This is a genomic window from Marinobacterium sp. LSUCC0821, from assembly GCF_012848475.1.
In the GTDB taxonomy this organism is placed as follows: domain Bacteria; phylum Pseudomonadota; class Gammaproteobacteria; order Pseudomonadales; family Balneatricaceae; genus Marinobacterium_E.
Genome location: NZ_CP051666.1, coordinates 1,883,416 through 1,904,599, shown reverse-complemented (window position 1 = coordinate 1,904,599; position 21,184 = coordinate 1,883,416). Strand labels below are relative to the sequence as shown.

At 46.8% G+C, this 21,184-nt stretch carries 18 protein-coding genes; 6 read left to right on the top strand and 12 right to left on the bottom strand.

The annotated features are described in order from the left end of the window. Window positions 1-57: 57 nt before the first annotated feature. The 12 genes from atpB to HH196_RS09190 form a co-directional block, all read right to left on the bottom strand. Window positions 58-879 carry a F0F1 ATP synthase subunit A gene (atpB, locus tag HH196_RS09245; protein WP_169451838.1) on the bottom strand — a complete coding sequence of 274 codons (822 nt, stop codon included), beginning with the start codon at window positions 877-879 and terminating at the stop codon, window positions 58-60. Window positions 880-904: 25 nt separating this feature from the next. Then, window positions 905-1,303: an ATP synthase subunit I gene (locus HH196_RS09240; protein WP_169451837.1), complete on the bottom strand. Its 399-nt coding sequence runs from the start codon at window positions 1,301-1,303 to the stop codon at window positions 905-907. A gap of 140 nt (window positions 1,304-1,443) precedes the next feature. Beyond that, entirely contained in the window at window positions 1,444-2,307 is an 864-nt protein-coding gene (locus HH196_RS09235; protein ID WP_169451836.1) for a ParB/RepB/Spo0J family partition protein, read from the bottom strand. A 12-nt stretch (window positions 2,308-2,319) separates the two neighbouring features. Continuing rightward, a complete protein-coding gene (locus HH196_RS09230; protein WP_169451835.1) occupies window positions 2,320-3,108 on the bottom strand; it encodes a ParA family protein in 789 nt (262 codons plus the stop codon). A gap of 1 nt (window position 3,109) precedes the next feature. Then, window positions 3,110-3,736, bottom strand: coding sequence for a 16S rRNA (guanine(527)-N(7))-methyltransferase RsmG (gene rsmG / locus HH196_RS09225; RefSeq protein ID WP_169451834.1), 627 nt, complete (start codon window positions 3,734-3,736; stop codon window positions 3,110-3,112). Beyond that, window positions 3,736-5,625 (bottom strand): tRNA uridine-5-carboxymethylaminomethyl(34) synthesis enzyme MnmG, encoded by a 1,890-nt coding sequence (mnmG, locus tag HH196_RS09220; protein ID WP_211160780.1) that lies wholly within the window; start codon window positions 5,623-5,625, stop codon window positions 3,736-3,738. The genes rsmG and mnmG overlap by 1 nt, the downstream gene beginning before the upstream one ends. A 506-nt stretch (window positions 5,626-6,131) precedes the next feature. Continuing rightward, on the bottom strand, window positions 6,132-7,496 hold the full coding sequence (mnmE, locus tag HH196_RS09215; protein ID WP_169451832.1) for a tRNA uridine-5-carboxymethylaminomethyl(34) synthesis GTPase MnmE: 1,365 nt from the start codon (window positions 7,494-7,496) through the stop codon (window positions 6,132-6,134). A gap of 14 nt (window positions 7,497-7,510) precedes the next feature. Further along, entirely contained in the window at window positions 7,511-8,800 is a 1,290-nt protein-coding gene (locus HH196_RS09210) for a hemolysin family protein (protein ID WP_169451831.1), read from the bottom strand. 75 nt (window positions 8,801-8,875) lie between these two features. Further along, complete coding sequence (gene yidC / locus HH196_RS09205; RefSeq protein ID WP_169451830.1) at window positions 8,876-10,534, bottom strand: membrane protein insertase YidC; 1,659 nt, start codon at window positions 10,532-10,534, stop codon at window positions 8,876-8,878. Between the two features lie 6 nt (window positions 10,535-10,540). After that, window positions 10,541-10,927 carry a ribonuclease P protein component gene (gene rnpA / locus HH196_RS09200; protein ID WP_169451829.1) on the bottom strand — a complete coding sequence of 129 codons (387 nt, stop codon included), beginning with the start codon at window positions 10,925-10,927 and terminating at the stop codon, window positions 10,541-10,543. 20 nt (window positions 10,928-10,947) lie between these two features. After that, the gene (gene rpmH / locus HH196_RS09195; protein ID WP_169451828.1) at window positions 10,948-11,082 is read right to left on the bottom strand and encodes a 50S ribosomal protein L34; all 135 of its coding nucleotides are present in this window, start codon (window positions 11,080-11,082) and stop codon (window positions 10,948-10,950) included. 184 nt (window positions 11,083-11,266) lie between these two features. Continuing rightward, window positions 11,267-12,343: a TRAP transporter substrate-binding protein gene (locus HH196_RS09190; RefSeq protein ID WP_169451827.1), complete on the bottom strand. Its 1,077-nt coding sequence runs from the start codon at window positions 12,341-12,343 to the stop codon at window positions 11,267-11,269. A gap of 247 nt (window positions 12,344-12,590) precedes the next feature. Between HH196_RS09190 and HH196_RS09185 the strand changes: the two genes are divergently transcribed. From HH196_RS09185 to gyrB, 6 genes are all read left to right on the top strand, one after another. Continuing rightward, window positions 12,591-13,160 (top strand): TRAP transporter small permease subunit, encoded by a 570-nt coding sequence (locus HH196_RS09185; protein ID WP_169451826.1) that lies wholly within the window; start codon window positions 12,591-12,593, stop codon window positions 13,158-13,160. Further along, window positions 13,161-14,660 carry a TRAP transporter large permease subunit gene (locus HH196_RS09180; protein WP_169451825.1) on the top strand — a complete coding sequence of 500 codons (1,500 nt, stop codon included), beginning with the start codon at window positions 13,161-13,163 and terminating at the stop codon, window positions 14,658-14,660. Window positions 14,661-14,943: 283 nt separating this feature from the next. Then, window positions 14,944-16,419: a chromosomal replication initiator protein DnaA gene (gene dnaA, locus HH196_RS09175; RefSeq protein WP_169451824.1), complete on the top strand. Its 1,476-nt coding sequence runs from the start codon at window positions 14,944-14,946 to the stop codon at window positions 16,417-16,419. Between the two features lie 24 nt (window positions 16,420-16,443). Next, entirely contained in the window at window positions 16,444-17,547 is a 1,104-nt protein-coding gene (gene dnaN, locus HH196_RS09170) for a DNA polymerase III subunit beta (RefSeq protein ID WP_169451823.1), read from the top strand. Window positions 17,548-17,597: 50 nt separating this feature from the next. Then, window positions 17,598-18,704 carry a DNA replication/repair protein RecF gene (gene recF / locus HH196_RS09165; RefSeq protein WP_169451822.1) on the top strand — a complete coding sequence of 369 codons (1,107 nt, stop codon included), beginning with the start codon at window positions 17,598-17,600 and terminating at the stop codon, window positions 18,702-18,704. Beyond that, window positions 18,697-21,120, top strand: coding sequence for a DNA topoisomerase (ATP-hydrolyzing) subunit B (gene gyrB, locus HH196_RS09160; protein ID WP_169451821.1), 2,424 nt, complete (start codon window positions 18,697-18,699; stop codon window positions 21,118-21,120). The genes recF and gyrB overlap by 8 nt, the downstream gene beginning before the upstream one ends. The last annotated feature ends 64 nt before the right edge of the window (window positions 21,121-21,184 follow it).

Below are 21,184 nucleotides of genomic sequence, written 5' to 3'. Positions count from 1 at the left end.
TTTTAGTTAAGTTTAAGTTTAAATTTTCTACGGTTAAGTAAAACTCTTGTCACACGCTTAGTGATCTTCGTGGGCCATCGCCAAGTAGACGATTGTTAGGACCATGAAGATAAACGCCTGAAGCGTAATAACTAGAATGTGGAAGATTGCCCAAGGAACCGAAAGGATCCACTGAGCCCAGAACGGTAGCAGTGCAATCAGGATGAAGATCATTTCACCCGCGTACATGTTACCGAACAGTCGAAGCGCCAAAGATACTGGCTTAGCCAGTAGACCAACCACTTCTAGGAAGAGGTTGAATGGCAGCATAAACTTGCCAAGTGGCTGGAAGCTAAGCTCCGCTAGGAAGCCGCCAAGACCCTTCTGCTTAACGCTGTAGTATAGGATCAAAGCGAATACGCTTAGAGCCATACCAGCTGTTGCGTTAACGTCAGTGGTCGGTACCACTTTCATAAAGTGAACGCCCATTTCACCCGCTAGGAAAGGAATCCAATCCACAGGCACAAGGTCCATCGTGTTCATCAGGAAAACCCAGACGAAGATGGTCAAAGCCAAAGGTGCAATCAATGCGTTTTTGTAATGGAAGATGCTCTTCACGTTGTCATCGATGAACTCGATGATTGTTTCAACGAAGTTTTGAGCGCCGCCAGGTACATCGCTTGTAGCCGACTTAGCAACTTTACGGAAGAACCACACAAATCCTAGGCCAAGAAGTACAGACCAGAACATAGTGTCAACGTTAATCGCCCAGAAGCCCATTTCTGCAGCTTCTGCAGCGCTATGCGCCAAGCTCCAGCCGTTCTCAGGGTGGTTACCGAAGGTAAGGTTTGTTAAGTGGTGAGCAATATACTCTGAGGAGGTAACAGTTCCGCTAGCCATTCTCAGTTTCTCTCTTTATCAAAGGTTAAGAAATCGTTTTAGTGCTGAACTGCATCACTAGGTTTATAACCTGAAGCAGTATCAGCATCGCAAATAGGGAAAACACACTGATCGGCTTCACCAATACAAAGGCGAGGGAGAACCCAACTGCCATCAATGACATTTTCCATATTTGACCCGCATACATCGCCGCGAGTGTGGCGTGAGCCGACCTATCGGACGGACTCGAAAAGTGTTTTTTTGCAAAGTAGTGGGCCGGAATTAAATAGATAGCACCACCAATTAACAGTGAGTAGGCGGCCACAACATCAAAAAACAGAGCACCTAAACACAACACTAACACTGTAGCTAATTGGTATTTCAAAACAGTGAAATACCGAGATTTAGCGCGGTCTGAGCGCTTTCCAACAAGGTTTGAACTCATAGTTTACCCTGCGAATTTCACGCATAGTCCATGTACAGCGGGCGCAATTATAGGTTGAACAGGATTTAGCTTCAAGTTGATGATGCTGTTCATTGGTATTAGAAGCCCTAATTTAGGGCTTAATGGTTGAGGTTGATCAATTATTGGCGCAGTTGTTTCACTATCGCTTTGAGCTCTTTCGCATCACTGTAATTGATAACAATCTTACCTTTGCCCTTAGCATTTTCAGAAACGGTCACCTTGGTTGAGAAGAGTTTGGTCAAATCATCAGCGATACGTTCATATTTGCTAGAGATCTCACCCTTCTCTTTTGGTTCAGCCGGATTTTGTAGGGATCTAACCAACATCTCTGTTTGGCGAACCGATAGACCTTTGGAAACGACTTCACGTGCAGCGTCAATTTGGGTCTCTTCGGTCAGTGCTAGCAGTGCACGCGCATGGCCCATCTCAAGGTCGCCATACTCAAGCATTTTCTTCACTTCATCGACAAGATTCAAAAGACGCAGCAGGTTAGCCACTGCAGTGCGTGACTTACCTACAGCATCTGCAACCTCTTGCTGAGAGAGCTCGAACTCCTGCTGCAAACGTTGCAGGGCAATTGCCTCTTCGATTGGGTTGAGGTTTTCACGTTGGATATTCTCAATCAACGCCATCGCAATAGCCGCTTCGTCCGGCACATCGCGAATAACCACTGGCACCTTATCCAAGCCTGCCATCTGTGCCGCACGCCAACGGCGCTCGCCCGCGATGATTTCATACTTATCAACTGAGATTGGGCGTATGACAATTGGCTGCATAATGCCCTGAGCTTTAATCGATGCTGCTAGCTCTTCAAGGGCTTGTGGTTCCATGTCACGACGAGGCTGATAACGACCACGACTTAGCTTTTCGACAGCAATTTCTGTCAGCTCAGCGCTAGTGTTTTTTTCAGTTAGAGCAGGTGAGCTTGATGCAGATAACAGGGCATCCAAACCACGACCTAAACCTCGACGCTTTTGATTCATGCAGTTCTCCTATTAAGCAGCGTTGGTTGGCTGCTCTCTCTCAGTACGGCGCACCAATTCACCTGCTAACGCTAGATAGGCTAGGGCGCCACGAGAGTTCTTATCATACATAATGGCCGGCAAACCATGACTTGGTGCCTCGGCTAGACGCACATTGCGCGGAATTACAGTGCGGTAAACAGCATCACCAAAGTACTCCACTAGATGGTCTGAGACATCTTTGGTCAAACTCATACGCGGATCAAACATGGTACGAAGAATCCCCTCAATTTTGAGGTGCGGATTCAAACGTTCATGGATCTTATCAATAGTTCCGACTAGAGCACTGATACCTTCAAGCGCGTAGTATTCACACTGCATTGGAATGATTACACCATCTGAACTTGCCAGTGCATTGACTGTTAGCAGACTCAATGACGGCGGGTTATCGATCAGGATGTAATCGTAGTTATCAGCAACCGCCTCAAGAGCCATTTTCAATCTAAACTCGCGACGCGGCATCTGCAGCAACTCAACCTCAGCAGCGGTCAAGTCACCGTTAGCACCCAACACATCGTAGCCCACATCAAGCTGTTTAAGCGTTGCTTCGCTAAGTGTTGCCTGATCAGTTAGCACTTCATACACGGAGAGATTGAGATCGTGTTTATCAACACCAGAACCCATGGTCGCATTACCCTGAGGATCAAGATCGATCAGCAGCACGCGCTTATGCATAGCCGCAAGTGATGCTGCCAGGTTCACGCTGGTTGTGGTTTTTCCGACACCGCCCTTCTGGTTGGTGATTGTCAGAATTCTAGCCAACTTATGCTCTCCCAATCTTCAGCAGGTGGCGCTCTTCGTCTAAGCCGGGGACATTCAGTGAATAGGTCTCTAGCAGTTGATACTCTGCTGGTAGTGATTCAAGTTCAGAATCAGGATAACGGCCTTTCATTGCAAGAAAAATACCATCATCGGCTAACAGCGAAGAGCTTAACGTTACCATATCTTCGATAGAAGCGAAGGCTCTAGATGTAACTTGAGTAAATTTGCGATCAGCAAACTCCTCTACACGGCCATGAACCACCTCAAGATTCGCAAGTCCTAGTTCAATTTTTACTTGATGCTGAAAACGCGTTTTTTTGCCGTTGCTATCCAGGGTTGTGACAGGCAACTCTGGATTTAAAATTGCCATGGGGATACCGGGCAACCCTGCACCACTGCCAACATCAATCAAATCTGTGGCGGCCACATAGGGTTGGATCGCAACACTGTCGAGAATGTGTTTAACCAACATCTGTTCCGGATCACGAATGGCTGTCAGGTTGTAAGCCTTATTCCACTTCTGCAGTAGGGCAAGATAGTTCAGTAACTGATCTTGTTGTTCAGCAGTTGCATTGATCGAAAGCTTAGCCAAGCCTGACTGCAGCATCTTTTTTGCATCAAAGGCCATTAGCTCGCCACCTTAGCTTGCAACTGGCGTTTCTTAAGGTAGACCAACAACAGAGAGATAGCCGCTGGCGTCATACCCTGGATACGAGATGCTTGAGCAATAGTTGCCGGGCGTACCGCTTCAAGCTTTGAACGTAGCTCATTCGATAAACCACTTACGAGCGCGAAATCAAAATCTTCCGGCAGGGCGGTATTCTCTTGACGACGCATCTGCTCAATCTCATCGCGTTGGCGATCGATATAACCGGCATACTTAATCTGAATCTCGACCTGTTCCTCTGCAGCCTCTTCGAGTTCAACCTCACTTGGGCGAATCGATTTGATATCGGCATAGGTAAGCTCTGGGCGTTTAACAAGGTCAGCCAAATTATATTCACGTGTCAGCGGCGAGCTAAGTTTTGGTGCAAGTTCTTCAGCCTCTTTCGACTTCGCTTGAACCCATGTGGTTTTTAAACGCTCGAGCTCGCAATCGATCTGATCACGCTTGCGTGAAAAATGGTCCCAACGCTCATCACTGACAAGCCCTAACTTACGGCCCATCTCAGTTAAACGAATATCTGCGTTATCTTCACGCAGAATCAAACGGTACTCCGCTCGACTTGTGAACATACGGTAAGGCTCGGACGTACCGTGCGTAATAAGATCGTCAACAAGAACCCCGATGTAAGCTTCATCACGACGTGGGTACCATTGATCTTGATCTAGCGCCCTGGCAGCAGCGTTAAGGCCGGCTAATAATCCCTGCGCACCCGCCTCTTCGTAACCGGTTGTGCCGTTGATCTGGCCCGCAAAGTAGAGACCTGAAATCACTTTCGTCTCAAGCGTGTGTTTCAAATCTTGCGGATTGAAGAAGTCATATTCAATAGCGTAACCAGGGCGGGTTATGTGCGCCTTTTCGAGGCCGCGCATAGAACGGATAATCTCAAGTTGCACGTCAAAAGGCAGACTGGTTGATACGCCGTTTGGATATAACTCATGCGTGGTTAAACCTTCCGGTTCAATAAATACCTGGTGCTGATCTTTATCCGCAAAACGGTGAATCTTATCCTCAATCGACGGGCAGTAGCGTGGCCCAATCCCTTCAATCACTCCTGAATACATCGGAGAGCGATCAAGATTTGCACGAATCACATCATGTGTTTTTGTGTTGGTATGGGTGATATAGCAACTGATCTGTCTGGGTTGCTCACTTTTACTACCCATAAACGACATAATCGGAGTAGGGGTATCTCCCGGCTGCTCCTGCATCACTGAAAAGTCGACACTTCTCGCATCGATACGTGGCGGAGTACCTGTCTTTAATCGATCTACACGGAAAGGGTATTCACGTAAACGTTGCGCAAGGCGAATAGCTGGAGGGTCACCAGCACGACCGCCACTGTAGTTCTCCATACCAATATGGATTAGACCACCCAAGAAAGTTCCGGCTGTTAAAACCACACTGGTAGCATGAAAACGAATACCCGCTTGCGTAACAGCGCCACGTACTTCGTCATTCTCGATGATTAGATCATCTACAGCCTGTTGAAAAAGATCGAGATTAGGTTGGTTCTCTAAAATCTCTCGAATAGCCGCTTTGTAGAGAATGCGATCAGCCTGAGCACGTGTAGCGCGTACTGCTGGACCTTTACGCGCATTGAGAACACGAAATTGAATACCACCTCGGTCAGTCGCACGTGCCATAGCACCGTCGAGTGCATCAATCTCTTTAACTAGATGACTTTTACCGATGCCACCAATAGCTGGATTACACGACATCTGACCTAAGGTCTCAATGTTATGAGTTAACAACAGGGTTTTAGCGCCTTTACGAGCTGATGCAAGAGCTGCCTCTGTACCTGCATGACCGCCACCTATAACGATGACATCGTAACGATCTGGATAATCCACCATAAACCTCATAAAAATAGTGCTCAAGCCTGTGAGCGAAAGTGCGCGCGATTATACCTATGGTTGGCGTTTGAAGAAATGGTTAAAAAATAGCCAACCCATTCATTCAAAGAAACCTATGTTCGATCTGTTAAATAAAATAAAAAGATAAAGAAAAAAGATAGATTATTATTTTGTTTATTATTAGTGAATCGAAAAACAGTTGATAACTAAATTAAATATATTAATTTCAATTGTTTATACGAATAATAACCCCTGTCTTCACTGTGTAGCTAGCGGTAATAGCCTCTGGATGAGCTGTGTATAAATGGGGTACTTACCCACAGACTAAGTTATTCACATCATTGATCACCGTTTTTGCGCTGATTAAGTAACAAATTATCCACATCGAATAGTGATATATCCGATTTTCTTCAAGTTTTGTGAATAACTATTGAATAGTTTGATCTATTGAACGGATTTTCAGGAGTTTTATGTGGACAAAGCCAAACTTGATGTGTGGATGACTATTTTCCGATACAGAAAGAGCCAAAAATCTTTCCAAGTAGGTCATCAGCAGAGACTTTTCCGGTAATCTCGCCAAGTATCTGTTGAGTTTGGCGTAAATCCTCAGCTAACAGTTCACCTGCGCCATTTGAATCGAGCTGCCAAAGTCCAGTATTGAGAAGCTCGGCAGCCTGCTCTAACGCGTCAACATGGCGACGACGTGCCATAAAAGCACCTTCCGTGTTGCCTTGGTATCCCATGATCTCTTTAAGGTGTTCACGCAGCAGGTTGATCCCCTGTTCAGATTGAGCAGAGAGTCGAATGAGCGTGTTATCACCCTGTTGCTCTATACCTGCCGTTTCACCTGAGAGATCAATTTTGTTTCTCACTAGCGTCACGTGTGACAGATCGCCATCAAGCTTCTCGACCATCTCAGGCCAAAGTGTGTGGGGATATGTCGTGTTTGAGGTTTGTGAATCAACCAGCATTAGAATACGATCCGCTTTACGAATCTCCTGCCAAGCACGATCTATACCGATCTGTTCCACTCTATCAGGCGATTCACGAAGGCCAGCAGTATCGATGATATGCAGCGGCATACCATCAATATTGATCTGCTCACGAAGAACATCGCGTGTCGTCCCTTCAATATCAGTTACGATAGCTGTTTCGCGACCGGCTAGTGCATTCAGGAGACTCGATTTACCAGCATTTGGGCGTCCCGCAATAACAACGGTCATCCCTTCGCGCATTAACGAGCCTTGCTGTGCTTGAGCCCTTACTTCAGTGAGCTGCTCAATAATTAAAACGAGATCAGAACGGACCTTGCCATCGCTAAGGAAATCGATCTCCTCATCGGGGAAATCGATAGCAGCCTCAACGTAGATACGAAGGTTAGTAAGCTGATCAACCAATCTATCGATCTCACGAGAGAAGGCACCTTGCAATGAACGAAGGGCACAACGGGCAGCTTGCTCAGAACTACTCTCTATGAGGTCTGCAATGGCCTCTGCCTGTGTTAGATCCAGTTTATCGTTCAGGAATGCACGCTCTGAGAACTCTCCAGGACGAGCCATTCTGGCACCCAGTTTAAGTGCATGGCGAATGATAAGATCAATAACGACTGGGCCGCCGTGACACTGGAGCTCGAAAACATCTTCGCCAGTAAAGCTATTAGGCCCTGGAAATAGCAGCGCAATCCCCTCATCAAGCTGCTCACCATCTGCTAAAAAAGGAGTGTAGTGTGCATATCTTGGCTTGGGGTTGAACCCAATAAAGGCTTTGGCTATCTCTGTAGAAAGAGAACCTGAGACGCGCACGATGCCGACACCGCCCTGTCCGGGTGCCGTTGCTTGCGCAACAATAGTGTCATGACTCGTAGACAAGGGCTCAATCTCAATTAATTGGATTCAATTTTAGTAACAAGTAGCTGGTCAATTTTGAAATTATCGATATCGATGACTTCAAACTTGTACCCTGCGAAGCTTACAAACTCTGTTCTTTTAGGAATTTTACGCAAGCTATACATGATAAAGCCAGCAAGGGTTTCGTAATTTTGCTCTTCAGGGAACTCTTCAATATTAAGGACTCGCATAACATCTGATATCGGTGTTAAGCCATCCATCAACCAAGAGTTATCATCACGTTTGATGATTTGCTCATTATCAGCTGTTTGCGCCCATTCACCCATCACGGTCGACATTAGGTCTTTGATAGTCAAAACACCAACAACTAGAGCATATTCGTTTAGTACTACAGCGAAATCTGATTGTTGAGCTTTAAACTGCTCCATCGCTTCAAACAAGTTAAGTGTATCGGGCAAAATAATTAACTCATTGACCATATCAGCATTGATCGATAACTCATTACCGGCAAGGCTTTGTCTAAGAAATGCTTTAGCATCAATGTAGCCTTTGACCTCATCAATAGTCTCTCCACAAATTAAGAAACGACTGTGTGTATCGGTAGCTAGCTTTGCATGTAGCTCTGCTGTCGAATCACTCTCTGATAGAAACACAACATTTTCGCGTGGCGTCATAGCCGTGGTGATATATTGGCTCTGCATGTCGAAAACATTTTCTATTACTTGATGCTCTTCCTTGCGCAGAAGGCCCGCTTCAGCACCAGCTTCTACCATGGCATAGAGATCATCGTTAGTGAGATCATCAATTCGCTCCGACTTTAAGCCGACCAATTTAAAAAAGAGATTGGCAGCGCCGTTGATCACCCATACAAGTGGTTTGAGGAGTGTAATTAACACATTCATAGAGCCAACAACGCGAATTGCGATGGCTTCAGGGTGGTTCATTGCGATGCGTTTAGGAACCAGATCAGCAAAGAGAATGAAACTGAGTGTTACTAGAATAAATGCACTGGCAGCTGAGAATTGCTCGAGCATGGGGCCCGCGTAAACAAAGCTAATCAGCGTTTTAAATACGGGTGTGAATTGTGACTCAGAGACAATACCAGCCAGTATTGCAACTGAGTTTAAACCGATTTGAATGAGAGTGAAAAAAGCCCCAGGGTCTTGCTGAAGGGCCATTACCTTAGCTGCAGCGTTATTACCCCCATCAGCAAGCTGAGATAACTTAATTTTTCTTGCTGCTGCGAGTGAAATTTCTGAAACAGAAAAGAATATGCTGACGATGATGCATAAAAAAAGCACGCTGATCGCTTCGAATAGATTCATATCCTTTACACCTCTCTCAATTCAATGAGCTGAAAAGGTCACTATCCAAAGCTTTCAGCGTGCCTATGGGCAAATTTACTTAAGTTCGCCCGATTCGATCTGTTTGTTGATCACATACTGCTGTGCAATCGACAGTACGTTGTTTACCAACCAGTAAAGTACTAGACCTGCTGGGAACCACAGGAAGAAGAAGGTGAACATGATTGGTAGCATCTTCATGATCTTAGCCTGCATTGGGTCCGGCGGTGTTGGGTTTAGCATCTGCTGGATAAACATCGTTGCACCCATCAAGATCGGCATGATGAAGTATGGGTCCATCTGCGAAAGGTCCTGAATGTAGAGGACGAAAGGTGCATGACGTAGCTCAACCGCTTCCATCAATACCCAGTAGAGCGAGATGAAGATAGGCATCTGAGCAAGAATAGGCAGACAACCACCCAGTGGATTGATCTTCTCTTTCGAGTAGAGCTTCATCATCTCTTGTGACATCTTCTGACGATCATCGCCGTAGAGCTCTTTCAGACGCGTCATCTCTGGACCAAACTTACGCATCTTAGCCATCGATTTGAACGCTTTAGCATTCAGGTGGAACAGTGCAGCTTTAACCAAAATAGTGATACAGATAATCGCCACACCGAAGTTACCTACCATTGAGTAGATCCACTTCAATAGCATGTACATTGGTGATGCAATGAAGAAGAGAATACCGAAGTCGATGGTTAGGTCGAGGTTAGGTGCAATCTTCTCTAGCTGGTCTGTATCTTTAGGGCCTGCATAAAATACAGCAGAAGCTTCACCGCTAGCACCAGGCGCTACATTGATCGCTGGAGACATGAAGCCTGCGATGTAGTTGCCATTTAGCTTGCGTGCAGTGTAGCTGTAATCTTGGCCAGGAGCTGGAACCCATGCACTTAGGAAATAGTGCTGAACCATTGCAACCCAACCGTTAGGGCTGGTCTGGCTGAAACGCTTATCGTCGATATCGCTAAATGAGATCTTCTGGTAGTTGTCAGCCTCTGTTGAGAAGACAGTACCTAGGTAAGATTGCATGCCCATATCAGTGGTTTGAGAAGGGTCTTCGCTTGCATCACGTTTGATCTGGCCAAACAGAGCACCCTGCCAATTAGCACTGCTCTGGTTGTTGATAGTGTAGTTCATTGCAACAGCGTTGCTAGCACGAGTGAACGTGAAGCTCTTAGTGATAATCACGCCATTTTGGTCAAGGTTTAGATCCACAGTTAGTGAATCAGCATCACCCATAGCGTAGCTATCTGATGTTGAAGAGTAGAGAGGGCGACCTTCAGCCGCTGCATCTGGGCCGTTAGCACCAACTAAACCTGATTGTGCAACGTAGGTGCGGTTCGCATTCTGCTCAAGAAGGACAAATGGATCTTTCTCGTTCAATTTAGCAGTGTGGTTTAGCAATTTAACTTCGATAATATCGCCGCCACGTGGGTCGATTAGAACAGCTAGGTTATCAGTTGTAACACTGATCAACTTTCCTGATGCTGCAGCTACTGTGCTAGTTACACTGTTTGCGGCAGTTGGAAGATCGCTGTTTGCTGGTGCAGCAGTGCTTGGAAGATCGCTACTAGCAGGTTGGTATGCAGAAACTGTTTCAGCCTGAGTAGGTTGAGAAGCTACTGGGTTGTTGTAGTCTGCATTCCACTGGAGGACCATCATATATGAGATCAATGCCAGTGCTGCAATTAATATGACTCGCTGTACATCCATGGCGGGTTAAACCTTACCTTTTTCTGAGGTTTGCGCTTTAAAAGCTTGCTTGTTTAGTCTGTTCCAACTCTTCGAAATCAGTTTATGTACATCTGGATTTTCGAGCTGATCAATACCCTTGCGTGCAAGAATAACGATATCTACCTGGGGCAGTTGATGTTGGTTCAGCCTAAATGACTCGCGAATGATACGTCGAATACGGTTTCGATTCACGGCTCTTCGGATATTTTTTTTCGAAAGGACAAAACCGATGCGGGGTTGTTCAGTTTTGTTTTTACGGGCAAGTATCAGCAGGTGGTTGTCGCTGACCTTGAAGTCGGCTTTGTCGAATACCCTTTTAAAGTCACCGCCAGTTAACAGACGTAACTGGCGAGGGTATTCGAACTCAGCCATATGGCTGCGCTAGACCGCTATTAAGCAGCTAGGCGAGCGCGACCACGTGAACGACGACGTGCCAGAACCTGACGGCCGTTCTTAGTAGCCATGCGTGCACGGAAACCGTGAGTACGCTTACGCTTTAGTACGCTTGGTTGAAATGTTCTTTTCATTGCCTTGTCCTACTTACAAGTCCACTTTTAGTTTTGGCTGAAGTGTATGGACTTCAACCTAAAATTCGAGACGCGACATACTATAGAAATCATTTAGCTGTTGCAAATGTTTTGTCGGAGTTTAACGACAAAAACAAAAAACCAGCCCGCAGGCTGGTTTTATATTCAGATCAAAGAGGACTGATTACTTAAGCTTACGCTGCATGTAAGAGTCTAGTGGACCTTCTGATACGCTCATCCACTGGTTCTGATCTTTCTGGAACTGCTTCATGCTGCCGTAGATCTTTTTGAAGTCTTCGCTAGATGCTTCAAGCTCTGCGTAAGTCTGCTGTGCAGCATCCCAAGCACCATCCATTACATCTTTCGGGAAGATCTTCATCTTAGTACCGCCCGCTAGGATGGTCTTAAGTGCTTCTGGGTTCTTCGCATCGTAGAACGCAGTTGTTTTTACGTTAGCAACTTCAGCTGCTGCTGCAACGATGTTCTGGTACTCAACTGGTAGAGAGTCGAACTTCTCTTTGTTGATGTATACAGAAAGGTTTGGAGCTGCTTCCCACCAACCTGGAGTGTAGTAGAACTTAGCAACCTTGTTGAAGCCCATCTTCATGTCATCGAATGGACCAACCCATTCAGCTGCGTCGATAGTACCTTTCTCAAGAGAAGGGAAGATATCGCCGCCTGGGATAGACTGAGGTACTACACCAAGCTTCTCGATGATCTTACCGCCCATACCACCGATACGCATTTTCAGACCCTGAAGGTCAGCAAGAGATTTGATCTCTTTGTTGTACCAGCCGCCCATCTGTACACCAGTGTTACCAGCTGGGAAAGGAACGATGTTCGATTTAGCGAATAGATCTTTGATCATTTCGCCACCACCACCGTGGTTGTACCAAGCCTGGAACTGACGGTAGTTAAGACCGAATGGGATAGTAGTATCTAGTGCGAATGCAGGGTTCTTACCGTAGTAGTAGTAAGACGCTGTGTGACCCGCTTCAACTGTACCGTCTGATACCGCATCAAAGATCTGCATCGTACCCACGATTTCACCAGCTGGGAAAACGCGGATTTTGAATTTACCGTTAGTCATCTTCTCTACTTCTTCAGCGAAGTAGACACCACCCATGTAGAAGCCAATGCCTGGTGGTACAGCTGACTGTAGACGCCAGCTAATTTCTGGAAGTTCAGCTGCCTGTAGTGCAGTAGCTGATGATACCGCTGCTGCAAGTACAGCACCTTTAAACAGATCTCTACGTTTCATGATTTTTCCTTTACTTGTCCCGAAGGGCATTTATTTTTCTAGGAAGGATTACGAATTCATTTTGGAATACGAAATCGACAACAGTCCTAGGTTATTCATAAACGGCTATTTGTAATCTAATACTTTGGTCTACTATCGAAGGCTAACTGGTCCTACCAGAGCCGGCGTCTGTTGTGCCTAAGTACTAAACTGGGCAAACTGCAGTCTATTAAAAATTAAAACTATTAATTTCGGAGCGCTTTTAGGGATGAATGCTTTGCTAAAGTTCTCTAGTGCCGTCGACTGCTTAAACTCATTCGTTGGACGCTACATCAAATGGCTAATTCTTGCTGCAGTGCTGGTCAGTGCTGGTAATGCAACAACACGCTACATGTTCAACATAGCGTCGAATGCGATGCTGGAGTTGCAGTGGTACCTTTTTGCTGCTGTTTTCACATTCGCTGCGGGTTATGTGCTTAAAGTGAATGAGCATGTTCGAATTGACGTAATGAGTCAGCGCATGTCGCCACGTACTCGAAACTGGATCGATTTCTTCGGGCTCCTCCTATTTGTCTTGCCAGTGACTCTATACATCACGCTGCAATCGATCCCTAACCTTGTTGAGACTTATATTAACCAAGAGGTGAGTGCTAACGCGGGCGGTCTTATTCGCTGGCCAGTGCGAGCTATGATCCCAATTGGTTTTGGCCTTCTCTTTTTGCAAGGGTTAAGCGAGCTCGTTAAGCGTTGGGCATTCTTGAAAGGTTTAATTGAAGATCCGTTAGCACATGGTGGCCATGCAACCGTCAGCATGGACGATGAGAAGGAGAAAGCATAAATGGAGTTTCTAACGGATAACCTCGCGCCGATCATGTTCGGCTCGCTGATCTTCTTCCTTCTTTCTGGTTTCCCTGTTGCTTTTAGTCTTGCAGCAAATGGTATTCTTTTCGCGCTCATTGGTCATGAGCTTGGGCTTCTAGACTTTGTTCTTTTACAGGCTATTCCTGAGCGTATCTACGGCATTATGCAGAACGATACTCTCCTGGCGATCCCGTTCTTTACCTTTATGGGGATTATCCTGCAGCGCTCCGGTATGGCGGAGGACCTTCTAGAGTCAGCCGGTCAGCTATTTGGTCGTGTACCGGGTGGCTTGGGCTATGCAGTTATACTTGTAGGTGCACTACTTGCAGCAACGACTGGTGTGGTAGCCGCTTCGGTTATCTCGATGGGTCTGATTTCTCTGCCAGTGATGATGCGTTACAAGTATCACTACCCTACAGCTGCAGGTCTTTTGACGGGCGCGGGTTCGCTTGCTCAGATCATACCCCCTTCACTGGTCCTCATCGTACTGGCTGATGTGTTATCGGTATCGGTTAAAGATGCTTACACCGGTGCACTGTTCCCAGCTTTGATGGTGGTGAGCTTCCTGCTGATTTACATGTTTGTTCTGTCGATTGTTAAGCCTTCGATGGTTCCGCCACTGCCGGAAGATGCACGCACTCTGCGCGGTTCTGAACTCTACATCTCAATTCTGACAGCGATGCTGCCACCAGTTATTTTGATCTTCCTTGTGCTGGGGACAATCTTCATCGGGTGGGCTACGCCAACCGAGGGTGGTGCAATGGGTGCTGTGGGTGCGCTGTTGCTTTCTATACTTCGTCGCCGACTTACTTGGGATGTCGTTAAGGGTGCGTTGGATTCAACCGCTAAATTGTCGACCTTCGTAATGTTCATTCTTGTTGGCTCATCAATTTTTGCACTCTCTTTCCGAGCAATTAATGGTGACCTTTGGATTGAGCATCTATTCAGCTTTATTCCAGGCGGTGAGATGGGCTTTGTGCTGTTTGTCAGCGTCATCGTCTTCATTCTTGGTTTCTTCATCGACTTCTTCGAGATCGCGTTCATTCTTATGCCATTGATCGGGCCTGTAGCCCAGAATATGGGTATCGATATGATCTGGTTCCTTGTATTGGTTGGTCTTAACATGTCGATGTCTTTCCTAACACCACCATTTGGTTTTGCACTCTTCTATCTGCGCAGTGTCGCGCCGAAAGATGATTACCAAGATGCTGTGACGGGTGAGAACATTCATGGCATGAAGACCCAGGAGATCTATAAGGGTGCGATTCCATTTATCCTGATCATGCTGTTGTCACTCACACTGATCTTCCTCTTCCCAGAGATCGTGACCTACAACCTTGATCCACCATTGGACGTTGATCTAGACACAATCAGCATCTCTCTAGATGGTGATAGCTGGGCAGATGATACAGGTGGAGACGGTGCTGGCGGTGAATCTGGTGGAGATAACTGGGGTGCTTCCGATCCTTGGAAGTAGTGATAACTCCAAATTAGAAAGGTCGCCTAGGCGGCCTTTTTTATTACGAGCTAAAGGCTTTCTGTGGATATCTCTGTTAACAAAATATGACTAAGATGTTTATATCTGTGTATATATTACCCTAGGCCCTGCTAATTCGATAATCCTCCTGTGGCTAGCTTATCAATAAATCGTTCTAAAATTGGCAGGATTTAATTATTTTTTACGGTTTCTGTGGATAATTGTTGGAGATGGGGATAAGATCTGTGAATAATTTTAATAACCCCGCTTCATTGGAGCAGTAATGTCCCTTCAGCTTTGGCAGAAATCACTTGAGACGCTTCGTCATGAGTTGCCCGAACAGCAGTTTAATACCTGGGTTCGTCCGCTCACCTATGATGAAAGTTCGGATGCTGATTTTCGTCTGTTGGCGCCTAACCGTTTTGTTAGGGACTGGGTTAATGACAAGTTTGTACCTCGCATCCAAGAGGTTGTAGAGCGACTTGCCGGCCTCGATGCACCTCGCGTTGAAATAGGAATTGCAGGTGCTGCAGCACCTATGGATCGTGCGCAACGTTCACGTCCCGCACCTGTGCGTTTGAAACCAACCTCGCCAGCCATGACTGGTGCAAACATCGATTCAACGACCGCAACAGCAACGCCAGTCACTGGTGAGCTACTCGATTTTGATGATGACGCCTCAACGGATCTCTCAGATGTTGGAGAGCGCGCTGTTCAGGTTGAGGGTGGACTGCGTCATAACACCACACTTAATCCAAGTTTCACTTTCGAATCTTTTGTCCAGGGTAAGTCGAACCAGCTTGCCTTGGCTGCTGCACAGCAAGTTGCTGATAACCCAGGCGGTGGATACAACCCACTCTTTATTTATGGTGGTGTCGGTCTAGGTAAAACCCACTTAATGCATGCAGTGGGTGCTGAAATGTTAAAGCGTAATCCAAACGCTAAAATCGTCTACCTGCACTCAGAGCGCTTTGTTGCAGATATGGTGAAAGCGCTGCAACTCAATGCAATTAATGACTTTAAACGTTACTACCGCTCAGTCGATGCACTGTTGATCGACGATATTCAATTTTTTGCTAATAAAGATCGCTCGCAAGAGGAGTTCTTCCACACCTTTAACGCACTGTTAGAGGGGGGCCAGCAGATGATTTTGACCAGTGACCGCTACCCTAAAGAGATTGGCGGTATGGAAGAGCGCCTCAAGTCCCGTTTTGGCTGGGGTCTCACAGTTGCGATTGAACCACCCGAGCTTGAGACGCGCGTTGCTATCTTGAAACGTAAGGCGCAAGAGGCGCGTATTAAGCTTCCAGATGACGCTGCTTTCTTCCTTGCACAAAAAATCCGTAGTAATGTTCGAGAGTTAGAAGGTGCGCTGAAACGCGTGATAGCGAATGCTCACTTTACTGGCAGTCCAATTACCACCACTTTTGTTAAAGAGTCGTTGAAAGACTTGCTGGCATTACAGGACAAACAGGTTAGTATTGATAACATTCAGCGAGTGGTCTCTGAGTACTATAAAATACGTGTAGCAGATCTCCACTCAAAGCGTCGCAGCCGCTCGGTTGCTCGGCCTCGTCAGGTTGCAATGGCACTGTCGAAAGAGCTGACAAACCACAGTCTGCCTGAAATTGGTAATGCGTTTGGTGGTCGAGACCACACAACAGTGTTACATGCGACAAGAAAGATCAAAGAGTTACGTGACAGTGACGCCGAGATCGCGGAAGATTACAAAAACTTGCTTCGTCATCTGACGACCTAACTGAGAACTGGGACAGGAATACGCATGAGATTCGTTATCACTCGTGAAGCCTTGATTAAACCGCTGCAGCTTGTTGCTGGTGTTGTAGAACGCCGTCAAACTCTGCCAGTGCTCTCCAACATTCTTATTGTTGCTGAGGGTGATCAACTTTCGCTAACAGGTACCGACCTTGAAGTAGAGTTGATTGGCCGTGTTCAGTTAGATGAGCCTGCTCAGTCTGGTTCTGTGACTGTGCCAGCGCGCAAGCTGATGGATATCTGTAAGTCACTCTCAGATGATGCGCGTATCGAGATGGAGCTGACAGGGCAGAAGATGGTTATCAAATCTGGCCGTTCTAAGTTCTCACTATCAACATTGGCAGCGTCAGAGTTCCCTAATGTTGAAGATAGCCCGCAGACATTTGAGCTTCGCTTGCCGCAGGTTGAACTTCGTCAGTTGATCGAGAAGACAGGCTTCTCTATGGCGCAGCAAGATGTGCGTTATTACCTTAACGGTATGCTTCTAGAAGTGAGTGAAGACTCACTTCGTTCGGTTGCGACTGATGGTCACCGTCTTGCTACCTCAGCATGTTCTGCAGATGTCCCTAACGGTGGTTCGCATCAGATCATCGTACCGCGTAAAGGTATTCTTGAGCTTGCTCGTCTTCTCCAGGGCGGTGATTCACCAGTGACCTTGGTGATTGGCTCTTCGCACATTCGTGCGAATGTTGGTGACTTTACATTCACCTCTAAGCTTGTAGACGGCAAGTTCCCTGATTACCAGCGTGTGATTCCTAAGAATGGCGATAAAGTGATTCTGGGTGATCGCCAAGAACTTCGTGCAGTATTCCAGCGTATCGCTATCCTCTCTAACGAGAAGTACCGCGGCGTGCGTCTAACGCTTAGCGATGGTTACCTTAAAGTAACCGCTAATAACCCTGAGCAGGAAGAGGCGGAAGAGACAGTAGCTGTTGAGTATGAAGGTCCTGCTTTGGATATCGGCTTCAACGTTAACTACTTGCTGGATGTTCTCTCTATTCTCAACGCGGACGTGGTTCGCTTCACCGTTGCAGACGCTAACAGCTCTGCACTGGTTCAAGGGTTTGATGATCCAAACTCTACCTACGTTATCATGCCAATGCGCATGTAATTGGTGTTACCAGGCTGCCTGCTCATCTCTGAGTGGGCAGCGCTATATTTATGCGCATTTCGCGATTAAAACTCTCTAACATTCGTTCTATATCGGCTCTCAGTTTCGATGCGGCGCCCGATATCAATATTATTCATGGCCCTAACGGCAGCGGTAAAACCAGTATTCTCGAGGGGATTCACCTTCTCTCTATCGCTCGCTCTTTTCGCACCCATCAAAGTCGACATGTCATCACCGAAGGTCAGCCGCTAACGACGTGTTTCGCGCAGATTGATGGGCCTGACGGCGGTGGCTCTCTGGGTATTGAGAGAACGCTGCAAGGTGAATTACGTGTCCGTTATCGCGGTGAAGATATCGATTTAACAACCCTAGCTTCGTTAATGCCGCTTCAAGTTATCGACTCCGATACCTTCAATCTTTTAGATGGTTCTCCCTCTGTGCGTAGGCAGTTTATTGATTGGGGCGCTTTTCACCATACACCAGGCTTTATTTCTGTCTGGAGAGGCTTTCAGAGGGCCTTAAAACAAAGGAATTCTCTACTTAAACGTGGTACTATTGAGCGGTCGTTAAAAGAGGTGTGGGATCGTGAATTTATCCTTCACGCTGAACGACTTACAGAACTTCGTCGTGCCTACATTGAGGCCCTACTTCCGCACTTTGCAGAGATATCTGAACAGTTGGTGCGTGAGGTAAAAACGGAGCTTAAATTTTCACCTGGTTGGGATACCGATCAGAGTCTCCAGCAACTGCTGGATGAGAGTTTTGAGCGTGACATGCGCCAAGGCTTTACCTCTGTAGGACCTCAACGAGCGGACTTGCGCTTTAAGGTTGGAAATCGTGCCGCTGCTGAGCACCTCTCGCGCGGCCAAAAGAAGTTAGTGGTGAGCGCGTTAAAACTCGCGCAAGGGCAGTTATATGCTGCCCAGCGTGGCCAGCCTTGTGTCTATCTAATTGATGACCTACCAGCTGAGCTAGATCGCGGTCACCTAGGTACCTTCTGTGAATATCTGAAGCAGAGTGGTAGCCAATGTTTTATAACCTGTGTCGAGCCAAGCTCGATGCTGGAAGTTTGGGGTACAGAAACTGATGGTGCCCTAATTCAGTTAGAATCAGGTCAGTTAACTGCTAAGCAGAGATTTGGAGAGTCAGATGAGTGAGTCAAACCAAGAATATGGCGCATCGAGCATCAAGGTACTTAAGGGCCTAGATGCGGTCCGTAAGCGTCCTGGCATGTATATCGGTGATACCGATGATGGCAGTGGTTTGCATCACATGGTGTTTGAGCTTGTTGATAACGGTATCGATGAAGCGCTTGCCGGTTACTGTTCTGAGGTCGGAGTTATTATTCACGCGGATGAGAGTGTTACGGTAAGCGACAACGGTCGTGGTATCCCTACCGACATTCACGAAGAAGAGGGTGTCTCTGCAGCAGAAGTTATCATGACGGTTCTGCACGCAGGCGGTAAGTTTGATGACAACACCTACAAGGTCTCTGGCGGTCTTCATGGTGTGGGTGTATCTGTAGTAAACGCACTCTCAACAGAGCTTCGCCTAACGATTCGTCGTAAGGGTCAGGTCCATGAACAGGTTTATAACCACGGTGTACCAGCTGAGCCTCTTAAGGTTGTGGGCGAAACAGGTAGCACAGGCACTATCGTTCGTTTTTGGCCAAGCCCAGAAACGTTTACCAACATCGAATTCCAATATGAGATTCTAGCTAAGCGTCTTCGTGAACTATCTTTCCTAAACTCAGGTGTGCGTATTCGTCTTAAAGATGAGCGTTCTGGCCGTGAAGAGGTATTTGAGTACGAAGGTGGTTTGGCTGCGTTTGTTGATTTCTTGAACCACAACAAATCACCTATCAACAGTATCTTCCACTTCAATGCGATGCATGAGAATGGTGTTGGTGTTGAGGTATCGCTGCAGTGGAACGATAGCTTCCAAGAGTCTATTCACTGTTTTGCAAATAACATTCCGCAGCGTGATGGTGGTACCCACCTATCTGGCTTCCGTGCTTCACTGACTCGTGGTCTAAATAGCTACATTGAGTCTGAGTCCCTCAACAAGAAAGGTGGTGTAAGCACCAGTGGTGACGACAGCCGTGAGGGTCTAACAGCGATCATCTCTGTTAAAGTTCCTGATCCTAAGTTCTCATCGCAGACCAAAGATAAGCTTGTCTCTTCTGAGGTGAAAACAGCGGTTGAGCAGCTAATGGCTGAACACTTCAACTCCTACTTGCTTGAAAATCCAGCTGAAGCTAAAGCGGTAGTTCAGAAGATGATGGACGCTGCGCGTGCTCGTGAAGCAGCACGTAAAGCGCGCGAAATGACTCGTCGTAAGGGTGTCCTTGATATCGCGGGTCTACCGGGCAAGCTTGCTGATTGTCAGGAGAAAGACCCAGGCCTATCTGAACTATACCTCGTCGAAGGTGACTCGGCGGGTGGTTCTGCTAAGCAGGGCCGTGACCGCCGTACACAAGCGATTCTGCCTCTAAAAGGTAAGATCCTAAACGTCGAGAAAGCGCGCTTCGATAAGATGCTCTCATCTGCCGAGGTTGGTACGCTGATTACCGCATTGGGTTGTGGTATCGGCCGTGATGAGTTCAACATTGAGAAGTTACGTTACCACCACATCATTATCATGACCGATGCTGACGTCGATGGTTCTCACATCCGTACCCTGCTTTTGACCTTCTTCTTCCGTCAAATGCCAGAGCTGATTGAGAAAGGTTACATCTACATAGCACAGCCACCACTTTATAAAGTGAAGAAGGGTAAGCAAGAGCAGTACCTTAAAGATGATGATGCAATGGACAAATACCTACTGCAGGGCGCTTTAGAGGGTACATCCCTATACCCTTCAGAAGGTGCTCCTGCGATTGCTGGTGCGGCACTTGAGACGCTATTTGAGCGCTACCGTCGTGTCGTGGCAATGATCGCTCGTCTATCTAGAATCTACCCTAGCCAGGCGCTTATGCAGTCGCTCTACGTGCCTCGTCTAGCATCTGATCAGCTAGCTAACGAAGCGCAGGTGAAATCTTGGGCTGAAGCGCTTCAGAGCAAGTTGGATACAACTGTCACTTCTGGTTCTGAAGTTTACACAGTGACTGTAGAGTTCGATCAAGAGCGCAGCGTATACGTTCCAGTTGTGAATGTACTTCTTCATGGTATTACTACTAGCTACCGTTTCGAAGCGGACTTCTTCCGTTCGCGTGACTATGATCTGATTGTCGATCTCGGTGGTGAGCTTACAAGTCTTCTTGCTGATGGTGCGTACCTAGAGCGTGGTGAGCGTCGTATGGACGTTACTGAACTTGGTGAAGGCATTGAGTGGCTGATGGGTCTTGCTCGTCGTGGCTCAAACATCCAGCGCTACAAAGGACTGGGTGAGATGAACCCAGAACAGCTTTGGGAGACGACTATGGATCCAGACGCTCGTCGCATGTTGCAAGTAACCATTGAAGATGCAATCAGTGCCGACCAGCTATTCACTACCCTGATGGGTGACGAAGTTGAACCTCGTCGTGACTTCATTGAATCGAATGCACTTAACGTATCTAACCTAGACGTTTAATTCGTTATGGTATTTTATAAAACGGCCTTCGGGCCGTTTTTTGTTTCACGTGAAACATCTTGTT